A 22,915-nucleotide genomic window follows, 5' to 3' on the forward strand; every position below is an offset into this window, starting at 1 on the left:
AGGAGATAAATATGCAAACTGAAAAATCGATTAACGTACTGGGTGAAAAACTGGAAAGCTGCGGCACCGATCCTGAAACAGGCTTCTACCGGGATGGCTGCTGTAACACAGGGCCGGATGATCATGGTTCGCATACGGTTTGCGCCGTGGTGACTGATGAATTTCTGGAGTTCTCTAAAGTTCGCGGCAACGATTTGAGCACGCCGGTGCCGGCTTTCGGCTTCCCAGGCTTAAAAGCCGGAGACGGCTGGTGCCTTTGTGCGGCGCGCTGGCATGAGGCTTTTGAGGCCGGGAGCGCGCCGAGAGTGCGGTTGCGTGCCACGCATCAGGGGGCACTGGAACACTGTGCTCTCGAAAACCTGAAAGCTCACGGCATAGATCTCAGTTAATGACTTCCGGAATGGTAGCGCCTGATACCTACGCCTGGCGCTCATTACAGGCTAGCCTTGCGGCCAGAGGCGAGCGCCGGCTGGTATTGCTGGAGGGCGCACGCGATCTCTCCATGCAGTGGCTGCAGGCGCTGACGCCGTCTCTGGAGTTGGAAGGCGGGCTGTGGGTCGGGGTTGCCAGCGATGCGCTGGATGGTCGCCTGACGAGCATAGAGCCGGCGAAAGCACGGCAATGGCTGGGCCGTGAGACGTCGCTGCTTGTGTGGGATGGCTGGCGGGGCAATCCGCCGGATGCCTTGGCGGCGCTCACAGGCACGCTGAAAGCAGGCGGGCTACTGTTCTGGTTGATGCCTCCGCTGAAGGAGTGGGGGCATTTTGCCGATCCGGATTACGCGAGAACCGGGCTGGATCATGGTCAGGCTCACCCTTTTGCTGAACGCATGGCGGGCATCCTGGCGGCAGATCCTTCGGTGATCCGGGTGAGGCCAGATCTGCCGTGTACACTGCCTGAGCTTTCGGCGCCGCATTGCGAATTTACGGTTGCCACGACACCTGATCAGCAGGGTCTGATCCAAAAACTTGTGGCTTTCGGGTTGGGGCGCAGGCGCCGGCCGCTGGTTGTGACGGCGGATCGTGGGCGGGGCAAATCCGCAGCGCTGGGTATGGCCGCGGCGCAACTGCTGCTTCAGGGGCGCCGGCAGGTTCTGGTGACTGCGCCATCAAGAGACAATGTGGATGCTTTGTTCGAGCATGCCCGGGGAAGTCTTGGTGCTGAGGTATTGGAAGCCAATCACGACCGCATAGAAACTGTGTCTGGCGCACAGTTGCGTTTTTTGCCGATACGGGATCTGCTCCGGGAAAAGCCGGAGGCTGAGGTGGTCATGGTAGACGAAGCTGCGGCTATTCCGGTGTTCCTGCTAAAGCTCGTTCTGTTGGGCTGGCCTCGGGTGGCCTTTGCTTCCACGGTTCACGGTTACGAAGGCGCCGGGCGTGGGTTTGCCATTCGCTTTCGCCAGATTCTGGATCAGGCGACACCGCAGTGGCAGTCACAAACGCTTTCCCAGCCGGTGCGCTGGGTTAAAGGGGATCCGCTGGAGCTTCTGATATCCGGGCTGTTTCTGCTCGGTGCTGAGCATAATCCGGGCGATTTACCGGAAGCGGAGGTTGGAGAGGTGGTCATTGAGCCCTGGCAGCCTGCCCAGGCTTCCGAGGCGAAGCTTGCTGATGCATTTGGCCTTTTGGTGGATGCCCACTACCGAACCACGCCAGCAGACCTTAGGCAATGGATGGATGAGCCCGCCGCCAGAAGCTGGCGGGCTCATATAAATGGTAAAACCGTGGGGGTGCTCTGGGGTGCTGTGGAAGGCGGGCTGAGTAAGGAGCTGGCAGCACAGGTGGCCAGTGGCAAGCGCCGGGTTCGTGGGAATCTTCTGCCCCAGTCCCTGGCCAGCCACAGCGGATTTCCGGAAGCGGCCAGCCAACGCGGTTTGCGGATTATCCGCATTGCGGTCACAGCACAAGCGAGGCGCGTCGGTATCGGACGCGGTCTGGTCGCTGCAGCGGCTGCGGGCGCGGAACAGGAAGGGCTGGACTTTACAGGCACCAGTTTTGGGGGGAGTTCCGACCTATATGATTTCTGGGCCTCTTGTGGGCTGGAGTTTGTGCGCATCGGGCTGCGGCAGGAGGCTACCAGTGGTGAGTATCCGGTACAGATGGCTTATGCCGGGAGTGCTGAAGGCATGTCTCTGGTTCAGCAGGTGCGGGCGCGACTGGCCCGGCACTGGTTGGTGCTTGTGCCGCTGAACTGGAAAGACCTGGAGCCTGGGCTGTTGGCGGAAATGACAGCCGGCTTGCCATCGGAGTGCTGGCCAGACGCAGCAGATATCCGGGACCTGCAGAATTTTGGTGGTGGCCATCGAGGCTTCCGGCTGATGGTGCCGGTACTGCGGGATCTTAGCCTGGGCTTTGGCGTTATGAGCTGGCTTCGCGGGCATGAGGAGGCGAACCTTTGGTGCCGGGCGGTGTTGCAGGGGTGGAGCTGGCCAGAGCTGCAAAGGGAAGGGTTGTGCTCGGGCCAGCGCGATGGCGAGGATCGCTTGCGCACTGTTGTTCTGGAACTTCTGCAAAACGGGCCAGAGTTGTGACCCGCTCGATTTAATTATGACGGTCACCTGCTCAGAATAGGCGCCACTTACCTGACAGAGTCTGTTCTGATGTAAACTTCCGCGCAAAGGATGGCGCTACTGCGCTGGATGTGGCCCGGGCCAGTAACCACCAGGATCTGGAAATGTTGCTGGTGCAGGCCGGGGCCGAACTTTAAAGAAAATGTTGTTAACTCCGTGCTATTCCAGCTGCATGGGATCCGTCTGATCGTTCCATACGGGCAGGAAGTGGGCATCGATAACCGCTTCTGGTACATCTTCGATACGGGAGAAAGACCACTGTGGGTTCTGGTCGCGATCAATCAGCCGTGCCCGTATGCCTTCGGTAAGATCGGGTCTGCGCACGCATTCCCAGACCATAGCCAGCTCCATCCGGAACACGTCTTTGAGTGGCATCTGTTGGGCTTTACTGAGCTGGTTCCAGATCAGCCATGCCGATACCGGGCAACCCCCCTTCAGCGTTTTCATGCAGGCTTGCCACCATTCACTGTCCACACGAGCTGCCAGCAGCTGATCGACGATCTCCGGTAAGCTGGAGCCTGCACAAAGCCTTGCAATATCCCGTTCGTGCAACTCCAGGTGACTGGGGGGCAACGCACGATAATCCTGAGGTTCAAGTTGATTCAGCAAGCGGAACAGACGGCTGTCATCAGCTGCCCTTCGGCCGCTCCAGCGTTCCTCCAGCAGTCGTGACAACAAGCCTTGCTGATCATTGGTTGGCAGGGCCATATCGGCCAGGCCCACGCGCAGTGCGTCGGCAATATTCAGGTGGGCTCCGGTCAGGCCCATAAACAACCCAAGGCGCCCCGGCAGGCGATTCAGAAACCAGCTTGCGCCAACGTCCGGGAACAGACCAATGGAAATCTCCGGCATAGCCAGGGTGGCGTCTGGTGTCAGCAGTCGGTAGCGGCAGGCGGAGAACAGGCCCAGGCCACCGCCCATAATAATACCGTGTCCGATAGCAACAACCGGTTTGGGGAACCTGTGCAGGGTATAGTCCAGTGCGTACTCGTGCCGAAAAACACTGAATGCAGTTTCGGGGCTCTCCACACCTGTCAGTGACCGGTACAGATCCCGGATGTCGCCGCCTGCGCAGAAGCCTTTTTCTCCGGCGCCTCGCAGTATCACGACACAGATGCGTTCGTCAGCAGCCCAGCGCTCCAGGCTGTCCCTGATAACGACGATCATCTCCTCAGTGAGCGCATTAAGTGTGGCGGGGGAATTCAGAGTCATTAAGCCGATATGGCCTTCGCGACAGGGGAGTTCCTGAACCTCTACGGACATTAACGGTGTCTCCGGGCGGTAAAGTAATCTCTTATTCGGATTTTGTTCGTACTGTCCCTTTAACCGGATGAAAGTTAAAGAGGACGAACGTCGAAACAGGCGCATTGATCTATGGCATTTGCGCTGTGGCGCGGCTGTGCTATAAGTTTCAGCCAGTTATTGTCCGGTTCAGAATACCGGTTTGGAAAATTTAAAACGATGATGAGAGGTTAATCATAATGAAACTTAAACACTATGTTGTTGCAGGGCTTTTTGCACTGAGTGCTGCAGTTCCGGCAGTATCTTCTGCTGCCGGTGATGCCGCAGCCGGCAAGGCAAAAGCAGCCGTTTGTGCAGCTTGCCACGGCCAGAACGGGGTTGCCATGATTCCGACGTACCCGAATCTGGCGGGTCAGCATGAACTGTATCTTGTTTCTGCGCTGAAGGCTTACAAAAGCAAGCAGCGCAATGGCGGCCAGGCGGTCATCATGCAGGGTCAGGCAGCAGCCTTGAGCGATGCTGATATCGCCAATCTGGCAGCCTACTTCTCAAGCTTGCCAGCTGGCGGCAAGTAAGCGGTATGTGTCAGCACGGCAGCTGAGTTGCCGTGCTGATGATGCGATAGCTTGGGCGATAAGCTGATGTCCCCGGCAACTTCATGCGGTTCTGGGCGACAAAATGCTCCAGCATGGCCTCCAGAGGCTTGATCAGGGTTGGATCTCCGGCAATCTCAAATGGCCCTTTCTCCTGAACCTTTCGAATACCTCCCTCCTTCACGTTACCCGCCACTATGCCACTGAATGCCTTTCTCAGGTTGGCCGCGATCAGGTGCACGGGTTGATCACGGTGTAATTCCAGAGCGAGCATGTTCTCGTGGTCAGGCTCGAAGGGCAGTTGGAATACCGGGTCGATCTTCAGCATCCAGTTGAAGTAATAGGCATCCTGCATGGCACGGCGGAAGGTCTCGACCTCCCTCATGCCTTTTTTCATGGCTCGCGCCACAAGAACGGGATCATCAATGATGATTTCGTATTTGCTGGCGGCCTCATCTCCCAGAGCATTGCGGATGAATTTGTCGATCATCTCGAAATATTCGGCATTTTCCTGCCGGCCGGTGAAAACGACCGGGAAGGGCAGGTCGACGTTGTCCGGATGCAGAAGAATGCCCAACAGGTAGAGGATTTCCTCGGCGGTGCCGACGCCGCCCGGGAAGACGACTACGCCGTGGCCACAGCGCACGAAGGCTTCCAGGCGTTTTTCGATATCCGGCATGATCACCAGTTCGTTAACGATGGGATTGGGTGCTTCTGCTCCAATGATGCCAGGCTCAGTAATACCGATATAGCGGCCATTTTTTATCCGCTGCTTGGCATGGGCGATGGTGGCACCCTTCATCGGACCCTTCATGGCGCCCGGCCCGCAGCCGGTGCAGATGCTCAGTTCCCGGAGGCCAAGCTGATGGCCTACTTCCTTACTGTATTGGTACTCCTCATGACTGATGGAGTGACCGCCCCAGCAAACAATCAGGTCAGGCTGGCGGCCGGGCTGCAACACTCTGGCATTGCGCAGAATGTGAAACACCATATTGGTAAGGTCATCTGGCTCGTTCCTTTTCAGAATCCGGGCAAACTGCGGCGTGGAGTGAGTGTAAACAATATCCCGCAGAACGGAGAACAGATGTTCACGAATGGCCCGGAGCATTTCATCATCCACAAATGCGTGCGCCGGCGCGTTGATAAGCTCCAGCTTCAGACCCCTGGGCTGGGGTATCAGGCGTATATCAAAATCCGCATGGGCCTCCATCAAGTCCTGGCAGTCATCGGTCACGACACCGGTATTCAGAACGGCCAGAGCGCATTGCCGGAACAGCCGGTACAGGCCGCCTTCGCTCCTGTCTTTGAGCAGATTGACTTCGTGATTGGACAGTATTTCCAAGCTGCCCTCAGGTGATACGAGGGCATTGATGGTGTGTTCGGTCATTAAAGAAAAAGCTCCTCAGTGTTGCAGCAGTACCCGATTTCGAGGCCTGGCGCCGAAACGTTACATTGAGCAGGTCAGCGACTATACCCCATCGGGCTAATCGCGAGCGCCCACTTCATAGTGCTTCAGCCAGCCAGCCCCTTGAAGAACTGCTGGACGTTCTCGCTCAGGGTATCCAGATCGTAGCCGCCCTCCTGGACAACCAGCGTCGGCAGGCCAAGCTGGCGCGTGTGTGTGCTTAGCCGGCAGAAGCCTTCTGAAGATACCGATACCTTGGCCTGGGGATCGTCTTTGTAGATATCAAAGCCCAGAGTCAGAATTAGTGCATCTGGCTGAAACAGCCGGATAGCTACCATGGCCTCATCAAGCTTCGCGAAAAAATCTTCTTCGGACGAGCCGTGGGGCATTGGCATGTTTATGTTGTAGCCGAAACCCTCGCCTTCGCCCCGTTCGTTCTCGAAGCCGCTAACTACAGGGTAGAAGTTGGTCGGGTCGCCGTGAATGGATATGTAAAGCACATCGCTGCGGTCGTAGAAGATTTCCTGGATGCCCTGGCCATGGTGCATGTCCGTATCCAGAATGACCAGGCGCGGGAAACGGGATTTCATATGCTCGGCTGCAATGGCCGCATTGTTGAGATAACAGAAGCCACCTGCGGAATCCTTACGGGCATGGTGGCCCGGTGGCCGACAAACAGCGTATGCTGCGCGATCGCCAGCCATCACCGCGTCTGCAGCACCAAGGGCAGTCTGGGCAGACCAGTAAGCCGCATGCCATGTGTGCTCACCGATGGGGCTGCTGCCGTCGGCCTGATACCGGGCAGCTTCTGCAAGAATACCTGTCAGGTGATTCGGGGAGCGGACAAAAATGTTGGACATTACTTCCTCACCCCAGTCGTCCATTTTTATCCAGCGACGATGAGCCGATTCGAGAAAGCGCAGATACCCAAGATCGTGCACTTTGGAAATCGGGCCCGCCCCATGATCAGAAGGCTGTAGCACCGGTATACCCATTTCTTTCAGGCCCACCAGCATCTGGCTGGTGCGATCCGGTATTTCCTGGGGCTGACGCATCTGGCCCCGGGTGAAATAGGTTTGGGGTGTGTGCTTGTCTTGCGCGGGATGGAAAAATGCTTTCATTATCCGACCTCTTGGATTTCCGGTTCTCCGAGTATAGGCCCATACGGAGGATGGTCAAAAGCCGGGTTATCGACTTTACAGGTAGAGATTCAGCATCCACTATGGAAGACATATTAAACCTGCGCAACTGTGCATCGCCACAGCTGCAGTTACTGACAGAATAGGAGCCGAAATGATCGAGTCACCACTGCTGGAAAAGCTGACAGGCTACATCGGCGGTCGCTGGACTGACAATGAACAGGGCAGCACCTTTGATGTTTATAACCCTGCAACGGGTCAGGTAATTGCACAGGTTGCCTCCATGTCTGAAAGCGAGGTGAAAGCGGCGGTCGATGCAGGCAAATCCGCGTTACGACTGACCAGCCCGTACTCCATCGAAACCCGAAGAAAATGGCTGGAGGATATCCGCGATGCGCTCAAATCGAACAAGGAAGAAGTCGGCCGGATCCTTTGCCTGGAACATGGCAAACCGTTGAACGAAGCTCAGGGCGAGGTGGATTACGCTGCCGGCTTTTTTGATTACTGTTCCAGGCATATTCAGGCACTGGACGCCCACACACTTCCGGAAAAACCCAAGGACTGCACCTGGACAGTGCACTATCGGCCAATCGGCGTTACCGGATTGATCACGCCCTGGAACTTTCCTATTGGCATGATTGCCAAAAAACTTTCTGCAGCCCTGGCAGCGGGCTGCCCTTCCGTGATCAAGCCAGCCAGTGAAACGCCGCTGACGATGATTGCGTTGTTCAAGTTGATGGACAAGCACGTGAACCTGCCGGATGGCATGGTGAACCTGGTGATGGGCAAGGCCAGTGTGATCGGCAAGGTTCTTTGCGAAAGCCCGGATGTGCCCATGCTTAGCTTTACCGGTTCCACGGAAGTGGGCCGCAAGCTGATTCTGGATACTGCTGACCAGATCAAGAAACTGGCGCTGGAACTGGGCGGAAATGCGCCGTTTATCGTGTTTGACGATGCGGATCTGGACGCCGCCGCAGACAATCTGATCGCCAACAAATTCCGTGGCGGCGGGCAGACCTGTGTCTGTGCAAACCGGGTTTTTGTTCACGAGAAGGTGATGGATGCCTTTGGCGAAAAGCTCGCGGAGCGTGTGAATAAAATGACCGTGGGTGATGGTATTGCAGGCGACGTCGACCTTGGCCCGTTGATCAACAAAGCCGGTTTTGACAAGGTAAAACGCCATCTGGAAGATGCGCTTGACAAGGGCGCCTCACTGGTCGCCGGCAAACAGCCTGGCGACTTGGGCGACGGGCACCTGTTCTTCCCGCCGACGGTTGTTTCCGGCGTAACGCCGGGTATGTGCTGTTCCCGTGAAGAAACCTTCGGGCCACTGGTGCCGATGGCAAGCTTCCGGACAGAGGATGAGGTTATCGCAGCCGGTAATGACACCGAATTCGGTTTGGCGTCCTACGTGTTCACAGCCGATGTGGAGCGCGCCCAGAGAGTCGCCGCCGGTCTGCGGTTTGGCCATGTGGGCTGGAATACCGGCACCGGGCCAACGCCCGAAGCACCTTTTGGTGGTATGAAAGCCTCCGGAACTGGCCGCGAAGGCGGGCTTGAGGGCTTGTTCGAGTTTGTTGAAGCGCAGACGGTGCCCCGCGGATTCTGACGCTCCGATGCGTTAACAAAGAAGGCGGGCTACGGCTCGCCTTCTTTGTTTTTAGAGCAGGAAAGCAGGGGTGGATCAAGGCTGATATACTTCCGGACTGTTCATTTAACCAGTAGCGAAAGTATTCACTATGGATGTCTCCCACATAATCGATTCCCTGAATGATGCCCAGCGTGAGGCGGTTACGGCACAGAACGATCATTTGTTGGTTCTGGCCGGTGCCGGGAGCGGTAAAACCAGGGTGCTGGTGCACCGGATTGCCTGGTTGATGCAGGTGGATCGTGTTCCGCCTACGGGGATTCTGGCGGTTACCTTTACAAACAAGGCCGCCAAGGAGATGCGCTACCGCATCGAGCAGATGATGAACATCCCGACGCGTGGCCTATGGTTTGGCACATTTCACGGCATTGCCCATCGATTGCTGAGAGCGCACTGGAAAGATGCCGGTTTGCCGGAGAACTTTCAGGTGCTGGACAGCGATGATCAACTCCGGATGGTCAAGCGAGTGATGCGGGAGGCGCAGATTGATGAGAGCCAATTCCCCCCGCGACAGGCCCAGTGGTTTATCAGCAGCAAAAAAGACGAAGGCTTGCGGGCAGACCACATTCAGGGAAACCCCGGTGATCACTTTACGTCCACCATGCTGAAGGTGTACCGCCGGTACGAGCAGCTCTGCCAGCAGAGCGGGCTGGTGGATTTTGGCGAGTTGCTGCTGCGCTCCCATGAGCTGTGGCTGCACCGGCCCGAATTACTGGCCCATTACCAGCAGCGTTTTCAGCACATTCTGGTGGACGAGTTCCAGGACACCAACACGATCCAGTACGCCTGGTTGCAGGTGCTGGCCAGTAACCGTGTTCCGCTGACGGTCGTGGGAGATGACGACCAGTCAATTTACGGCTGGCGCGGTGCAAAAATCGAGAACATCCAGCAGTACCAGCGTGACTTTCCCAACGCCCGACTGGTGCGGCTGGAACAAAACTACCGTTCCACGCAACTGATACTGAAAGCCGCCAACTCGGTGATTGCCAATAATCAGGGCCGGCTGGGCAAAGAGCTCTGGACAGATGGCGTGGAAGGCGAGCCCATCAGCCTGTATGCGGCATTCAACGAGCAGGATGAAGCCAACTACATTGCCGACAGCATCTCCAGCTGGGTTGATGAGGGCAATCTGCGTAGCGAATCCGCCATTCTATACCGCTCCAACGCCCAATCCCGGGTACTGGAAGAGTCCTTGATGCGCCAGGGTATTCCATACCGGGTGTACGGTGGTCTGCGTTTTTACGATCGCCAGGAAATCCGCAACGCGCTGGCTTATCTTCGGCTGGTACATTATCGCCGGGATGACGCAGCGTTCGAACGAGTGGTAAACCTGCCTGCCCGTGGTATCGGTGCCAAAAGCCTGTCCGAACTGCGGCAATACGCATCTAGCAAGAGCATCTCCTTGTGGGAGTCGGCTGAGCGGTTATTAGAGGCTGGACAGATGAAAGGGCGGGCGAAAACCGGCCTGCAGACCTTCATCGATATCATTGAAGAGCTGTCCGCCATGGCCGAAGACGCGTCGCTTCAAGGCCTTATGAAGCAGACCATCGAAGCCAGTGGTCTGAAGGACTACCACGCCAATGAGAAAGGCGAGAAGGCCCAGCAGAAAGTTGAAAATCTCGAAGAGTTGGTCAACGCGCTTGCAGATTTTCAAGTGGAAGAAGGCGTTGATCCGCTCTCGGAATTCATTGCCCAGGCGGCGCTGGATGCGGGCGAATCCCAGGCTGCTGATCACGAAGACAGCGTGCAGCTCATGACCCTGCATTCCGCCAAGGGACTGGAGTTCCCTCTGGTGTTTCTTGCCGGTGTCGAAGAGGGACTCTTCCCTCACAGCATGTCTCTGGAAGAGCCGGGGCGTATGGAGGAAGAGCGGCGGTTAGCTTATGTTGGCATCACCCGGGCCATGAAAAAGTTGGTCATTACTTACGCTGAGTCCCGCAGGTTGTATGGCCAGGAGAAATTCCATGCGCTGTCCCGGTTTGTACGCGAAATCCCCGGTGACTGCCTGCAGGAAGTGCGGTTACGCAATACGGTAACCCGCCCGGCGATGCTCGAGCGGCCAAACGAGGGTCTGTTCAGCCAGGATTCTGCAAAGCAGTCCGGTTTCAGCCTCGGCCAGCGGGTGCGGCATCCAAAGTTCGGGGAGGGCGTTGTTTTGAACGCCGAAGGTAGCGGCCACCACACACGGGTGCAGGTCAATTTCGAAGAAGGGGCCAAATGGCTGGTGCTGGCTTACGCGCCTCTGGAAGCCTGCTAGAGTTTTCGGGGGTTGCAGAGGCTGGATCCGGCGCTGTGCCAGCCCTCTCTTACATCAGCACCGCGTAAATAACCCCAGCCAGAATGATTCTGTAGATAACGTACGGCCACATACCCACCGTGTTCAACCATTTCAGGAAGAAATGGATGGCGGTAATGGCGATCAAAAAGGAGGTTACGCCGCCAACCAGAAATGCGTTCCAGTCAACGACCATATCCGCAGCAGCGACTTCCAACAGCTTTACACCGGCCGCCAGGGCCGTGATGGGGATGGCCAGCAGGAAGGAGAACCGGGAGGCGGCTTGCCTGCTCATGCCCAGAAACAGGCCGGCGGTGATGGTAATGCCTGAGCGTGAGGTGCCGGGAATAAGTGCAATTGCCTGGGCGATCCCTACCAGTAATGCGTCCTTCCAGTTAAGGCTGTCCAAAGTGCGCTGGCGGTTGGGTATCCAGTCTGCAAGGCCCAGCAACAGGCCGAAGAACAGTGTGGTGGCAAAGATGATTTCCACGGCACGCAGCTCATTATCGATGATATCCAGCAGCGCCAGACCGGCAAGACCGGCTGGAATCGTGCCTATCACCAAGTACAGTGCCAGTGCGCCCTGACCGACTACGCGGCGTTGGCCCATGGAAACCAAACCATCTCGTGCGATTTTGAAAACATCGTCGCGGAAGTAGAGCACAACTGCCAGCAGGGTGCCCACGTGCACCGCAAGATCAAAGGCTACGCCCTGATCTACCCAGCCAAATAAGGCCGGGACAAGAATAAGGTGGGCTGAGCTGGAAATGGGCAGGAATTCAGTCAGTCCCTGGAGGAGACCAAGGAAAAAGGTCTGGTAAAAATCCATTGTGTGGGTTCCGTTCGGGGATTCACGGTTCAATGCGATGAAAAGATGGGCGGGATATTAGCAGGATGGCGGTTGGCTTAACAGATTTCCTGATCCTGGTGTCTTCACTTTGTCATTTTTCATGTCTAATATCGCAAAATACATATATGGAAAATCGAATATACGATAATTTGAATATCGGAAGATCCTATGAAAAGTAGAGTCCTGCACCAGAAACAAACCGGCCTGAAACCGGCAGACTGCAACCCGGTGACTATTTTCAAGGCGCTGGGTGATGAGTTGCGGCTGTCAGCTCTGTTGCTGATCCGGGATCAGGAAAAGCTGTGCGTGTGCGAACTGACCGAAGCCTTTGAGGTGTCCCAGCCGAAAGTCAGCCGGCACCTGGCCAGCCTGCGAGATGCCGGACTGGTGGAAACGGAACGTCGTGGCCAATGGGTCTATTATTATCTTAACCCCCGGCTACCAGCCTGGGTTTCGCGGGTTCTGAATGAAGCCGCTCAGAACAATCAGGCATTGATCGAAACTCCCTTGGCGCAGTTGCAGGCCATGGCGCAGCGCTCGGTTGTGCAGTGCGCCTGATTATTTACCGGATACCCGAATTGCGAATCTCGCAAGGAGACCACCATGAGTAAGATCAAAGTAGGCATTAACGGATTTGGCCGCATTGGCCGCCTGGCTCTGAGGGCGGCCTGGGGCTGGCCGGAACTGGAATTTGTCGCCATCAATGATCCGGGGGCAGACACCCATACCTTGGCACACCTACTGAACTTTGACAGTGTTCACGGTCGCTGGAGCCATGAGGCCGAGGCCAGTGGCGATGAGATGGTGATTGATGGCAAGCGCATCACCGTCACTCACAACAAGGCTATCGGCGATACTGACTGGTCCGGCTGCGACCTGGTGATCGAAGCCAGCGGCGCGAACAAGAAGGTAGCGGCGTTGCAGGGCTACCTGGATCAGGGCGTGAAGCGTGTGGTGGTCACTGCGCCGGTGAAGGAAGCGGGGGCCAAGAATATCGTATTGGGTGTGAACGAGCATATTTTCGATCCGGCCAACGACCGCATCATTACCGCTGCGTCCTGCACCACCAACTGCCTGGCGCCTGTGGTAAAAGTCATTCATGAGAAACTCGGCATCAAACACGGCTCTATCACCACCATCCACAGCCTGACCAACACTCAGACCATAATCGACGCGCCGCACAAGGACCTGCGCCGGGCACGCTCCTGTGGCAGTTCGCTGATCCCCACCAGCACAGGGTCCGCCACCGCGATTATCGAGATCTTCCCGGAGCTGAAGGGGCGGCTGGATGGTCACGCCGTGCGGGTTCCGCTGACGAACGCCTCGCTGACTGACTGCGTTTTTGAAGTGGAAACGCCGACGGATCGCGACACCGTGAACCAGTTGTTGAAGAAAGCCGCCGAGGGCGAACTCAAGGATATTCTGGGCTACGAAGAGCGCCCGCTGGTGTCCATCGACTACAAAACCGATCCGCGCTCATCCATTGTCGACGCCCTGTCCACGCTAGTGGTCAACGGCACTCAGGTGAAGATCTACGCCTGGTACGACAACGAATGGGGTTACGCTAACCGCACCGCGGAACTGGTACGCAAGGTAGGTTCTGCCTGATATGACTGCTGCCCTCCGTCAGTACCTGGTGATCACCGGCAACTACTGGGCCTTTACCCTGACGGACGGAGCCTTGCGCATGCTGGTGGTGCTGCATTTCCACCAGCTGGGCTATTCGCCGCTGGATATTGCCCTGTTGTTCATTTTCTATGAATTTTTCGGGGTAGTGACCAATCTGGTTGGGGGGTATCTGGGTGCGCGAATCGGGCTCAATCGCACCATGAACCTCGGTTTGTTCCTGCAAATTCTGGCACTGGGAATGCTGGCGGTTCCAGCGGCAGTGCTAACCGTGCCCTGGGTGATGGCAGCTCAGGCGATGTCGGGTATTGCCAAAGACCTGAACAAGATGTCAGCGAAAAGCGGAATCAAACTGCTGGTATCGGATGGCGAGCAGGATCGGCTGTACAAATGGGTGGCTATCCTGACAGGTTCGAAGAACACTCTGAAAGGCGTCGGTTTTTTTCTGGGCGGCGTGCTGCTGATGGCAGTCGGGTTCACGGGTGCGGTGATTATTATGGGCGTGGCTTTGGGTCTGGTCTGGTTGGCCAGTCTGTTCCTGCTCAAGCAAGAACTGGGCAAGAGCAAAGCCAAGCCGAAGTTCAGAGAAATTTTGTCGAAAAGCCGTGCCATCAATGTTTTGTCCGCTGCGCGGATGTTTCTGTTCGGTGCGCGGGACATCTGGTTCGTGGTAGCTCTGCCGGTATACCTGCATACGGTGTTTGGCTGGGATTTCTGGAAGGTAGGCGGATTCATGGCCACCTGGGTAATCGGTTATGGCTTCATTCAGACCATTGCTCCACGCATCACCGGCAACATGGAAAGCAAAGGGCCGGCAGTGCTTTGGGCCGCTGCCCTCGCGCTGGTGCCTGCGGCGATTGCCGCTGGCCTGATGATGGGTTGGTCGCCTCAGTACGTGGTTATCGGCGGCCTGCTGTTATTTGGTGTGCTGTTTGCTATCAATTCTTCTCTGCACAGTTATCTGATTATCAGCTATGCACGAGGTGATGGTGTGTCTCTGGATGTAGGATTTTACTATATGTCCAACGCCGCCGGCCGGCTTCTCGGGACAATCCTGTCAGGCTGGGTTTATCAGGTTTATGGTCTGGAGGCCTGTTTGTGGATTTCTGCGGGATTGGTGGCCATGGCCGCGTTGCTATCGCTGATGCTTCCCCAAAGGCATGAAGCCACGGCCTGACAGTGGCAAAGGCGTCAGAAACGCAGCACCAAACCGGCACCCGCTTCAACCTGAATATAGCCGCTGCTGCTGTATCTGAGCTCGCAGCCACCGGAGCAGAATACTGAGCCACCGGAGTCCAAGGCGGTGTAGACGCCGCGCAGGTCGAGCCTCAGGCGCAGTTGGTCGCTCAGGAAAAACTGATAGCCGCCACCCAGCGACAGGGCGGCGCGGTGGTGAGTGTCAAACTCTGAATTGTCCGGCTCCAGCCGGGTCACGCCCAAAGCGCCGGAGACAAAGCCGCCGCTGGTTTTGCCGCTCGGAAAGTAGAGGCCACCGAACTGGAGCTGGTAGATCGTGAGGTCAATTGATCGAGTATTCGGTGCGAACAGTCCATTGCTGAGCCTGGCCGACGTGCTCTGTCGCCCGAAGTAGACCTCCCCCTGTTTGCCAGCTTCCGGCAGATCAAAATTTACCACCAGACCGTGACTGACAGAATCCTTGAAGCGGATTTCATCGTCAGTGCTGGCACTGGCGGATTCAATATCCACGGAACTGCCCATGCGAAAACCTGCAAACGGCGTAAGGCCAATCTCAGCTGCTACGGGAGGCGCTGCCATAATCAGTGCGAGTGTAGCTGCGCTTAGTGCTTGAATGTTCATATGGCCCAGGGCTCGATCGTTGGTTGCTGGCAAGATGGGTGTAATGGTGTAACCATTACAGATTCAGCAGAGCCTTGCCAATAGCGGTGGGCAGGCATGTCTTGGTGAAGCCTGTCCGTTGTTCCCAGTGAAAACCGAACAGAAAAGAGGTGTTATGTCTGAATCCAAACGGATTGCGATTACCGGTACCAATCGTGGCATTGGCCTGGAACTGCCCTGGTGATTCGATTTTGACGGCTCTGCGGCTCGAAAACGTCAGCGTTGGCGCATTGGCCAAGGTATCGCTGGCGGTGCCTGGCGGGCAAGTAGTCTGCGTGTCAGGGCCTTCCGGCAGTGGTAAAAGCCGGTTGCTGCGGGCGATCGCCGATCTTGAGCCCCACAGCGGCCGAATCTCGCTCAGTGGCATCGATCAGCTCGCCCTTGCCGCCCACCAATGGCGCCTCCAGGTGGGGATGGTGCCCGCTGACAGCCAGTGGTGGTTTGACGAGGTGGGTGGGCACTTTCCTGGCACGACCGGTGATCGGTTGCCGCTGGCCCTGGGTTTTCCGCCGGAAGTGATGGGTTGGTCGGTAAGTCGCCTGTCGTCTGGCGAGCGCCAACGTCTGGCACTCTGGCGGGCTTTAGCCCGAGAACCGCAAGCACTGTTGCTGGATGAACCCACTGCCAATCTGGATGGCGATACCACGATCAGCATCGAAAACTGGCTGCTTGATGAGATTCATCGCCGGCAGCTTGCCACCCTGTGGGTGGCCCATGATCCGGCCCAGATTCAGCGTGTGGCCGATGCACACTACCAGATTGATGGAACCAGACTGGAGCTCGTTCATGGAAGTGATTGATCTAGCCTGGTGGAAACTGGGGCTGGCGGCATTGCTGATTCTGGCGCTGGCGGCAACCAGCCATCTTTCCCGTTTGGGTATTACCCGCAGCCTGTTAACAGCTGCTGTGCGCACCGTCATCCAGTTGGCCTTGATCGCGTTGGTTCTGGAAGCGCTCTTTGCTTCGTCCGCATTCTATTGGATTGCCCTGATGGCGCTGATCATGCTGCTGGTAGCGGGAAGGGAAGTGGTGGCCCGTCAGGGCCGAAAGCTGAAGGGCTGGTGGGCGTTTGGTATTGGCACTGGTGCGATGTTCGTGTCGTCATTCACCGTGACCGTGCTGGCACTGATCGTGGTGATTGGTCCTGATCCCTGGTACGCCCCGCAGTACGCCATTCCGTTACTGGGGATGATGCTGGGCAACAACCTGACTGGCGTCAGCCTGGCCCTGGACCGGTTGAACGAATCGGCCTGGCGCCAGAGGCTGGTGATTGAAAACCGGCTGATGCTGGGGCAAACCTGGCAGCAGGCCTTGGAAGATATCCGGCGAGACGCTATGCGCAGTGGAATGATGCCGTCGATCAATGCCATGGCGGCGGCAGGTATTGTCAGCCTGCCCGGTATGATGACCGGTCAGATTCTTGCCGGCAGTTCGCCGGCAGTGGCCGTCAAGTATCAGATTCTGGTGATGCTTATCATTACCGCAGGCACCGGCTTCGGTGCGGTAATGGCAGTATCCTGGGGTAGCCGCCGGTTGTTCGACGAACGCGAGCGGTTGCGGTTGGATCGGCTGGTGAAGCCCTGACTATTGATGTTGCTCCGGGACTTCCCGAATACGGCCATGCTCATCGATGGCGACGTACACAAACCGGCCTTCGGTAACCTTGCGTGGGTTTTTGGCGGTGCGGTCAAGGGTCCACACTTCCACATTGATTTTCATCGAGCTACGGCCGATGTCTGCCAGTTCTCCGTAACAGCCGACCTGGGAGCCAACCCGCAGTGGTGACAGAAACTCCATTCGGTCCATGGCAACGGTCGCGTTGCGCCCCTGGGAAATTCGCTCCGCCATGGAGGCCGCGGCAATGTCCATCTGTTTGACCAGCCAGCCGGCGAATACATCGCCGTTGGGGTTGGTGTCGGAAGGCAGGGGGATTACCTGGATTATCAGCTCGCCCCTCGGCGTGGGTCTGTCGTCATCGAGCACCGTCATGGATTCAACCTTTTTAGTACGGAATTGTTGTAGTCCCCGCATGTTAGCGCCCTGAACGGCGTCTGCAAGAAAAATTGAGCGTCTTGGTCTATATTTCAGTGGTTGTAATAAAGTTGTCACAGAACCCCTTTATTGTTCACACATCGGTGAAGCAACCCCGTAAATAAAGTCAAAGTGACAAATGGAGACTCAACTTGATCAAACTTAAGACAGCCCTTACAAGCGTGGCACTGGCAGGCAGTATTGCAGCCGTGTCGACTCCTGCCATGGCACGCGACACCATCAGCATCGTGGGCTCTTCCACGGTTTACCCGTTCGCTACCGTGGTTGCCGAGCGTTTCGGCCGTAACACCGATTTCCAGACGCCCAAGATTGAGTCTACCGGTTCCGGTGGCGGCCTGAAGCTGTTCTGTCAAGGTGTTGGTACTCAGCACCCGGACATCACTAACGCTTCCCGTCGTATGAAAAAGAGCGAATTCGCTAACTGCCAGGCAAACGGCGTCAAGGAAATCACCGAAGTACGTATCGGTGCTGACGGTATCGTTATGGCAAACTCCAAGGATGCGGAAAAGCTCGACTTGTCCCTGAAGCAAATTTTCCTGGCACTGGCCAAAGATGTACCTAACCCCGACGGTAGTAACGAGCTGGTTGCCAACCCTTACATGAACTGGAGCGAAATCGACTCCAGCCTTCCGAATATTGAAATCAGCGTAATGGGCCCGCCCCCGACTTCAGGCACCCGTGACGCGTTCGTTGAGCTGGCGATGGAGAGCGGTTGCAAACAGTTCGACATGATCGCGCAGATGGAAGACGAGAACGAAGACAAGTTCAAGACCGTGTGTCAAAGCATGCGTGAAGACGGCCCGTTCATTGAAGCTGGCGAAAATGACAACCTGATCGTTCAGCGTCTGGCTCAGGATCCGGAAACTGTCGGTATCTTCGGCTACAGCTTCCTCATGGAAAACAGTGGCCAGATCCAGGCGGCGACCGTGAACGGCGTCGAGCCGACTCCCGAAGCCATTTCCAGCGACAAATACCCGGTAGCCCGTTCACTGTGGTTCTATATCAAGAAGGCGCACGTGGGTGTTGTTCCGGGTATCCAGGAATACGTCTCTGAGTTCACCAGTGAGGGTGCCTGGGGTGATAACGGTTATCTGGTCGATGTAGGCCTGATCCCAAGCCCGCGCAACGAGCGCATGAAGATTGCCAAAGCAGCGAAAGAACTGAAGCCGATGACTGGTAACGAGTTGTAAGGCTCGATCAGGAGTCGTCAGGGATGACGAAAAAAGAACGCGGGCTTGGTGGCTCGCGTTCTTTTGTTACATTGGTATGAATATTTTTGTGCGGCAAACTGGCAAAATAGACGCCCAGCTAACTTAAAGCCATTAATACAGAGACTGATATGCAGACGGCTAATCTTCTGCCCCTGATTCTGGTTCTCGCCGTGGTTGCCTATGGCCTCGCTTATATGCGATCCCGGGCTGTGGCAGCGCCCCTTGGCGGCATCCGGAATCTCAAGGCGCTCCCTTTCTACTACGCTGCGCGTGCCGCGCTTTGGTGTGCCATCCCAGCACTGATTGTGCTGGCAGCCTGGGCCGGTTTTGAAGACAAGGTAATTCAGGGCATTGTGATCGCATCGCTGCCCCAGGATGCCTGGCCCGAGTCGGCCGGACAGGCAAGCTTGATTCTTTCACAAATCAGCAACGTGGCAGCGGGCAGCCTGAACCCTGAGTTTGTGCCGGAGCATATTGCCGGGGCGGCATCGTTGTTGGAAGCCATGGAAGACAAGAGTGGGAACTTTAAGGCAATCCTGGTTGTGTTGATTGCAGTGTTGGGAGCAACCTTTGCCTGGACCCGCGTAGCGCCTCACATAAACGCCAGAAAAAACGTAGAAACAACACTGCGTCGAATCTTTTTTGTGTGTGCCGCGCTGGCAGTGTTGACCACCGCAGGCATCGTGTTCTCAGTATTTTTTGAAACCATACGTTTCTTCGACAGAGTGCCGATTACCGAGTTCCTGTTCGGGACCAGCTGGAGCCCGCAAACCGCTTTGCGTGCTGATCAGGTGGGTTCCGACGGCGCCTTTGGCGTTATCCCTCTGTTTACCGGCACCCTGTTGATTTCCGCCATTGCTCTGCTGGTTGCAGTGCCTGTTGGCCTATTATCTGCCATCTACCTGTCTGAGTATGCCAGCAAGCGTATGCGCTCAACGATCAAACCGGTGCTGGAGTTGCTGGCGGGTATTCCTACCGTCGTTTACGGCTTTTTCGCGGCATTGACCGTTGCCCCGTTTATCCGTGACCTTGCCGAAATAGTGGGCCTGGAAGCCTCTTCCCAGAGTGCTCTGGCCGCCGGCCTGGTGATGGGAATCATGATCGTGCCGTTCGTGTCATCGCTGTCAGACGATGTGATCAATGCGGTACCTCAGAGCATGCGGGACGGCTCTTTGGCTCTGGGTGCGACGCAGTCGGAAACCATGAAAAAGGTAATTTTCCCGGCGGCACTTCCTGGCATTATTGGCGGCATTCTGTTGGCGGCGTCCCGCGCCATCGGCGAAACCATGATTGTGGTGATGGCGGCAGGGCTGGCAGCCAACTTGACGGCGAATCCGCTGGAATCGGTAACGACAGTGACCGTTCAGATTGCAACATTGCTGGTGGGTGATCAGGAATTTGATAGCGCCAAGACACTGTCGGCCTTTGCCCTCGGTATGTTGTTGTTTATCGTAACGCTGCTGCTCAACGTGGTCGCATTGAAAATCGTACGTAAATATAGGGAACAGTATGACTGATCAACGTTCTCAGGCAGAGATCGTCCGCAAGTCGCTGAAACGTCGGTACCGTAAGGAGCGTCGATTCCGGCTGTACGGCATTCTGGCGATTTTCATCGCCCTGGCGTCCCTGTTTACCCTGTTCGCCGATATTATCAGCAAGGGACATACCGGGTTCGTAAAGACCACCATCACCCTGGACGTGAACCTCGATTCCGCAATGATGTACCTTGATGATCCAACCGATGCGGACCAACTGTCCATGGCGGATTTCACCGCGCCGATTATCGCCGCATTGCAGGAGCATGTTCCTGAGGCGCGCAGCGCGGGTGAGAGGCGTGAGCTGGGCCGTTTTCTGGGCACTTTTGCAGCCAGTGAAGTCCGCGATTTACTGACAAAAAATCCGGATCTTCTGGACACCACCCAAACTATAGAGTTTCCGGCCCATGATCGGGTCTCGGTATACGTCAAGCATGCAGACAATCCGCGTTACAGCATCAAACTTTCCGAACAGCAGCAACGCTGGGTGGATGAGCTGTTGGAAAAAGGGATTATCGATACCAGCTTCAACGACGTGCTGTTCAGTCGAGGTGACTCCAGGGAGCCTGCCAACGCCGGTGTCCTGGGTGCGATAGTCGGTTCTTTGTTGGCCATGCTGGTCACGTTGGGCATCTCGTTTCCAGTGGGTATTGCGGCGGCAGTCTACCTCGAAGAATTCGCGCCACGGAACAAACTTACCGATTTTATCGAAGTGAATATCAATAATCTGGCTGCGGTACCGTCCATCATTTTTGGTCTGCTGGGTCTGGCGGTATTCATAAACCTGTTCGGTATGCCCCGGTCGGTTCCGGTGGTAGGCGGCATGGTGTTGGCACTGATGACCCTGCCAACGATCATCATTTCCAGCCGTGCGGCCATCAAGAGCGTGCCGCCCTCGGTTCGGGAGGCTGCGGAAGGTGTCGGGGCCTCCAAGATGCAGGTGGTGCTCCACCACGTGATACCTCTGGCGATGCCCGGAATGCTGACAGGTTCTATCATAGGTATGGCTCAAGCTCTGGGGGAGACAGCCCCGCTGCTGCTGATTGGCATGGTGGCCTTTATCGTGGACGTGCCCGGCGGCTTTTTCGATTCGGCCACTGTGCTTCCAGTACAGATTTACCTATGGGCAAGTAGCTCCGAGCAGGGTTTTGTAGAGCTGGCATCTGCCGCCATCATGGTGCTGCTTGCCTTCATGATCAGTATGAACGCACTTGCGATCTGGCTGCGTAAACGGCTTGAGCGTAGCTGGTAAGGAGAATGATATGAACACGATGAATCCGAGTATTTCCGCAGAAGCCGACATTAGAAACCAGGGGACAGAGATTTCTGTGCCTGAAGACAAGCCTGAAGATACCGTGATTGAAGAAGGCAAAACGGTAGGAAAGCCATTTGCCGACGATCCTAAATTCAAGCTTCGTAATGTGGAGGTTTCCTACGGCGCGGCCCGGGCAATCAAGAATATCAGCCTGGATATTGGCCGAAATGAGGTCATTGCCTTCATCGGTCCTTCTGGTTGCGGTAAATCTACCTTTTTGCGATGCCTGAACCGGATGAATGACAGCATTGAAATTTGTCGGGTTAAAGGCTCGCTTGAACTGGATGATCAGAACATCTATGACTCAAAGCGGGACGTGGTTGAACTGAGGGCCAGGGTAGGAATGGTGTTCCAGAAGCCGAACCCCTTCCCGAAGTCGATCTACGACAATGTGGCCTATGGGCCCCGAATTCACGGGCTGGCAAATCGAAAGTCCGAGCTTGACGACATTGTCGAAAACAGTCTTCGCAAGGCTGGCTTGTGGAATGAGGCCAAAGACCGTCTGGACGCCACGGCAACGGGCATGTCTGGCGGCCAGCAGCAGCGCCTGTGCATTGCCCGCGCCATTGCCGTCAGCCCGGAAGTGATCCTGATGGACGAGCCATGTTCGGCCCTTGATCCGATTGCAACTGCACGGGTGGAAGAACTGATAGCCGAGATGTCCGAAAGCTATACCATCGTCATTGTGACTCACTCCATGCAGCAGGCGGCTCGGGTGTCTCATCGCACTGCATATTTCCACCTGGGCCACCTGGTTGAAGTGAACGAAACTGACAAGGTGTTCACCTCACCTGAGCACCAGCTCACCGAATCCTACATCACCGGGCGTTTTGGTTAATCCCGGTACGGTTGAACATTGGAGGATATAGCTATGCCAGATAAAAAGGACGATGTTTACGGCGATCATATTTCGAACAAGTTCAATGACGAACTGATGGCCCTGAAAACCCGTTTCCTGAAAATGGGTGGTTTGGTGGAAACCCAGATCGACAGCGCCGTTAAAGCTCTGGTTGATGGTAATGGCTATTTGGCGGAAGAAATACGGGCCAAAGATAAGCTGGTGGACAGGATGGAGATGGATGTTGATGAAGAAGCCATGCTCATCATCGCCCGTCGTCAGCCGACCGCCCGTGATTTGAGGCTGGTGATTTCGGTGATCCGAATGGTTGCAGACCTGGAGCGGGTGGGCGACGAGGCCAAGAAAATCGCTAAGTTTGCGATCAAACTCAGCGAGGAAGGTCAGTCGCCCCAGGGCTATGTGGAGGTGCGCCATATTGGCGCCCATGTAATGGGAATGCTCCACGACTCATTGGATGCGTTTGCCAGGCTGGATTCCGAACAGGCTCTGCGGGTAATGAAGGAAGACAAACGGGTGGATGAGGAATACCAAGGCGCAGCCCGAACTCTGCTGACCTTCATGATGGAAGATGCCCGCAATATTTCACGCTGTATGTCGGTGATGTGGGTTCTGCGGGCACTGGAGCGGGTGGGAGATCACGCCTGCAACATTGCCGAGAACGTGATCTTCATGGTCAAGGGTGAAGATGTCCGCCACACACCCATGGAAGAAGCCGAGCGGGTTGTGGGGCGTTAAG

Annotated in this window: 21 protein-coding genes; 15 read left to right on the forward strand and 6 right to left on the reverse strand. The window is 56.3% G+C overall.

What is annotated here, in order from left to right:
* The first annotated feature begins 11 nt into the window (after positions 1–11).
* Together BUA49_RS04185 and BUA49_RS04190 are read left to right on the forward strand one after the other, a co-directional pair.
* Positions 12–389, forward strand: coding sequence for a DUF2237 family protein (locus BUA49_RS04185; protein WP_072795767.1), 378 nt, complete (start codon positions 12–14; stop codon positions 387–389).
* A gap of 11 nt (positions 390–400) precedes the next feature.
* Positions 401–2,533 carry a tRNA(Met) cytidine acetyltransferase TmcA gene (locus BUA49_RS04190; RefSeq protein ID WP_228704400.1) on the forward strand — a complete coding sequence of 711 codons (2,133 nt, stop codon included), beginning with the start codon at positions 401–403 and terminating at the stop codon, positions 2,531–2,533.
* 198 nt (positions 2,534–2,731) lie between these two features.
* Here the strand turns inward: BUA49_RS04190 and BUA49_RS04195 are convergent, their stop codons facing one another.
* Positions 2,732–3,835: an enoyl-CoA hydratase/isomerase family protein gene (locus BUA49_RS04195; protein ID WP_072795771.1), complete on the reverse strand. Its 1,104-nt coding sequence runs from the start codon at positions 3,833–3,835 to the stop codon at positions 2,732–2,734.
* 218 nt (positions 3,836–4,053) lie between these two features.
* Between BUA49_RS04195 and BUA49_RS04200 the strand changes: the two genes are divergently transcribed.
* Positions 4,054–4,389 carry a c-type cytochrome gene (locus BUA49_RS04200; RefSeq protein ID WP_072795773.1) on the forward strand — a complete coding sequence of 112 codons (336 nt, stop codon included), beginning with the start codon at positions 4,054–4,056 and terminating at the stop codon, positions 4,387–4,389.
* 10 nt (positions 4,390–4,399) lie between these two features.
* Here the strand turns inward: BUA49_RS04200 and ppnN are convergent, their stop codons facing one another.
* Together ppnN and BUA49_RS04210 are read right to left on the reverse strand one after the other, a co-directional pair.
* A complete protein-coding gene (gene ppnN, locus BUA49_RS04205) occupies positions 4,400–5,794 on the reverse strand; it encodes a nucleotide 5'-monophosphate nucleosidase PpnN (protein WP_072795775.1) in 1,395 nt (464 codons plus the stop codon).
* A gap of 125 nt (positions 5,795–5,919) precedes the next feature.
* A complete protein-coding gene (locus BUA49_RS04210) occupies positions 5,920–6,933 on the reverse strand; it encodes a histone deacetylase family protein (protein WP_072795777.1) in 1,014 nt (337 codons plus the stop codon).
* A 172-nt stretch (positions 6,934–7,105) separates the two neighbouring features.
* Between BUA49_RS04210 and BUA49_RS04215 the strand changes: the two genes are divergently transcribed.
* Positions 7,106–8,560 (forward strand): NAD-dependent succinate-semialdehyde dehydrogenase, encoded by a 1,455-nt coding sequence (locus tag BUA49_RS04215; RefSeq protein WP_072795779.1) that lies wholly within the window; start codon positions 7,106–7,108, stop codon positions 8,558–8,560.
* A gap of 130 nt (positions 8,561–8,690) precedes the next feature.
* A complete protein-coding gene (gene uvrD, locus BUA49_RS04220; protein ID WP_072795781.1) occupies positions 8,691–10,856 on the forward strand; it encodes a DNA helicase II in 2,166 nt (721 codons plus the stop codon).
* Positions 10,857–10,905: 49 nt separating this feature from the next.
* Here the strand turns inward: uvrD and BUA49_RS04225 are convergent, their stop codons facing one another.
* A complete protein-coding gene (locus tag BUA49_RS04225) occupies positions 10,906–11,703 on the reverse strand; it encodes an undecaprenyl-diphosphate phosphatase (RefSeq protein WP_072795783.1) in 798 nt (265 codons plus the stop codon).
* Between the two features lie 189 nt (positions 11,704–11,892).
* On the opposite strand from BUA49_RS04225, the gene BUA49_RS04230 reads away from it, so the two are divergent.
* The 3 genes from BUA49_RS04230 to arsJ are packed head-to-tail and all read left to right on the forward strand — an operon-like array spanning position 11,893 to position 14,527.
* On the forward strand, positions 11,893–12,282 hold the full coding sequence (locus BUA49_RS04230; protein ID WP_072795785.1) for an ArsR/SmtB family transcription factor: 390 nt from the start codon (positions 11,893–11,895) through the stop codon (positions 12,280–12,282).
* A gap of 45 nt (positions 12,283–12,327) precedes the next feature.
* A complete protein-coding gene (locus BUA49_RS04235) occupies positions 12,328–13,332 on the forward strand; it encodes an ArsJ-associated glyceraldehyde-3-phosphate dehydrogenase (RefSeq protein WP_072795786.1) in 1,005 nt (334 codons plus the stop codon).
* A 1-nt stretch (position 13,333) separates the two neighbouring features.
* Positions 13,334–14,527 (forward strand): organoarsenical effux MFS transporter ArsJ, encoded by a 1,194-nt coding sequence (gene arsJ / locus BUA49_RS04240; protein WP_072795788.1) that lies wholly within the window; start codon positions 13,334–13,336, stop codon positions 14,525–14,527.
* A gap of 14 nt (positions 14,528–14,541) precedes the next feature.
* On the opposite strand, the gene BUA49_RS04245 is transcribed toward arsJ, so the two are convergent.
* Positions 14,542–15,168: a porin family protein gene (locus tag BUA49_RS04245; RefSeq protein ID WP_072795790.1), complete on the reverse strand. Its 627-nt coding sequence runs from the start codon at positions 15,166–15,168 to the stop codon at positions 14,542–14,544.
* 194 nt (positions 15,169–15,362) lie between these two features.
* Here BUA49_RS04245 and BUA49_RS04250 point away from each other — a divergent pair, with 194 nt between their 5' ends.
* Positions 15,363–16,007, forward strand: coding sequence for an ABC transporter ATP-binding protein (locus BUA49_RS04250; RefSeq protein ID WP_323807510.1), 645 nt, complete (start codon positions 15,363–15,365; stop codon positions 16,005–16,007).
* Positions 15,994–16,791 (forward strand): ABC transporter permease, encoded by a 798-nt coding sequence (locus BUA49_RS04255; protein WP_072795794.1) that lies wholly within the window; start codon positions 15,994–15,996, stop codon positions 16,789–16,791. The genes BUA49_RS04250 and BUA49_RS04255 overlap by 14 nt, the downstream gene beginning before the upstream one ends.
* On the opposite strand, the gene BUA49_RS04260 is transcribed toward BUA49_RS04255, so the two are convergent.
* The gene (locus tag BUA49_RS04260; RefSeq protein ID WP_072795796.1) at positions 16,792–17,196 is read right to left on the reverse strand and encodes an acyl-CoA thioesterase; all 405 of its coding nucleotides are present in this window, start codon (positions 17,194–17,196) and stop codon (positions 16,792–16,794) included.
* A 194-nt stretch (positions 17,197–17,390) separates the two neighbouring features.
* On the opposite strand from BUA49_RS04260, the gene BUA49_RS04265 reads away from it, so the two are divergent.
* The 5 genes from BUA49_RS04265 to phoU all read left to right on the forward strand — a co-directional run bounded on the left by BUA49_RS04265 (position 17,391) and on the right by phoU (position 22,914).
* A complete protein-coding gene (locus BUA49_RS04265; protein ID WP_072795798.1) occupies positions 17,391–18,449 on the forward strand; it encodes a substrate-binding domain-containing protein in 1,059 nt (352 codons plus the stop codon).
* A 149-nt stretch (positions 18,450–18,598) separates the two neighbouring features.
* Entirely contained in the window at positions 18,599–19,987 is a 1,389-nt protein-coding gene (gene pstC, locus BUA49_RS04270; protein WP_072795800.1) for a phosphate ABC transporter permease subunit PstC, read from the forward strand.
* Positions 19,980–21,257: a phosphate ABC transporter permease PstA gene (pstA, locus tag BUA49_RS04275; protein ID WP_072795802.1), complete on the forward strand. Its 1,278-nt coding sequence runs from the start codon at positions 19,980–19,982 to the stop codon at positions 21,255–21,257. The genes pstC and pstA overlap by 8 nt, the downstream gene beginning before the upstream one ends.
* Before the next feature lie 10 nt (positions 21,258–21,267).
* Positions 21,268–22,158 (forward strand): phosphate ABC transporter ATP-binding protein PstB, encoded by an 891-nt coding sequence (gene pstB / locus BUA49_RS04280; protein ID WP_072795804.1) that lies wholly within the window; start codon positions 21,268–21,270, stop codon positions 22,156–22,158.
* 33 nt (positions 22,159–22,191) lie between these two features.
* Positions 22,192–22,914, forward strand: a complete 723-nt coding sequence (phoU, locus tag BUA49_RS04285) for a phosphate signaling complex protein PhoU (RefSeq protein ID WP_072795805.1) — start codon at positions 22,192–22,194, stop codon at positions 22,912–22,914.
* The last annotated feature ends 1 nt before the right edge of the window (position 22,915 follow it).

Source organism: Marinobacter antarcticus (genome assembly GCF_900142385.1).
Taxonomy (GTDB): Bacteria; Pseudomonadota; Gammaproteobacteria; order Pseudomonadales; family Oleiphilaceae; genus Marinobacter; species Marinobacter antarcticus.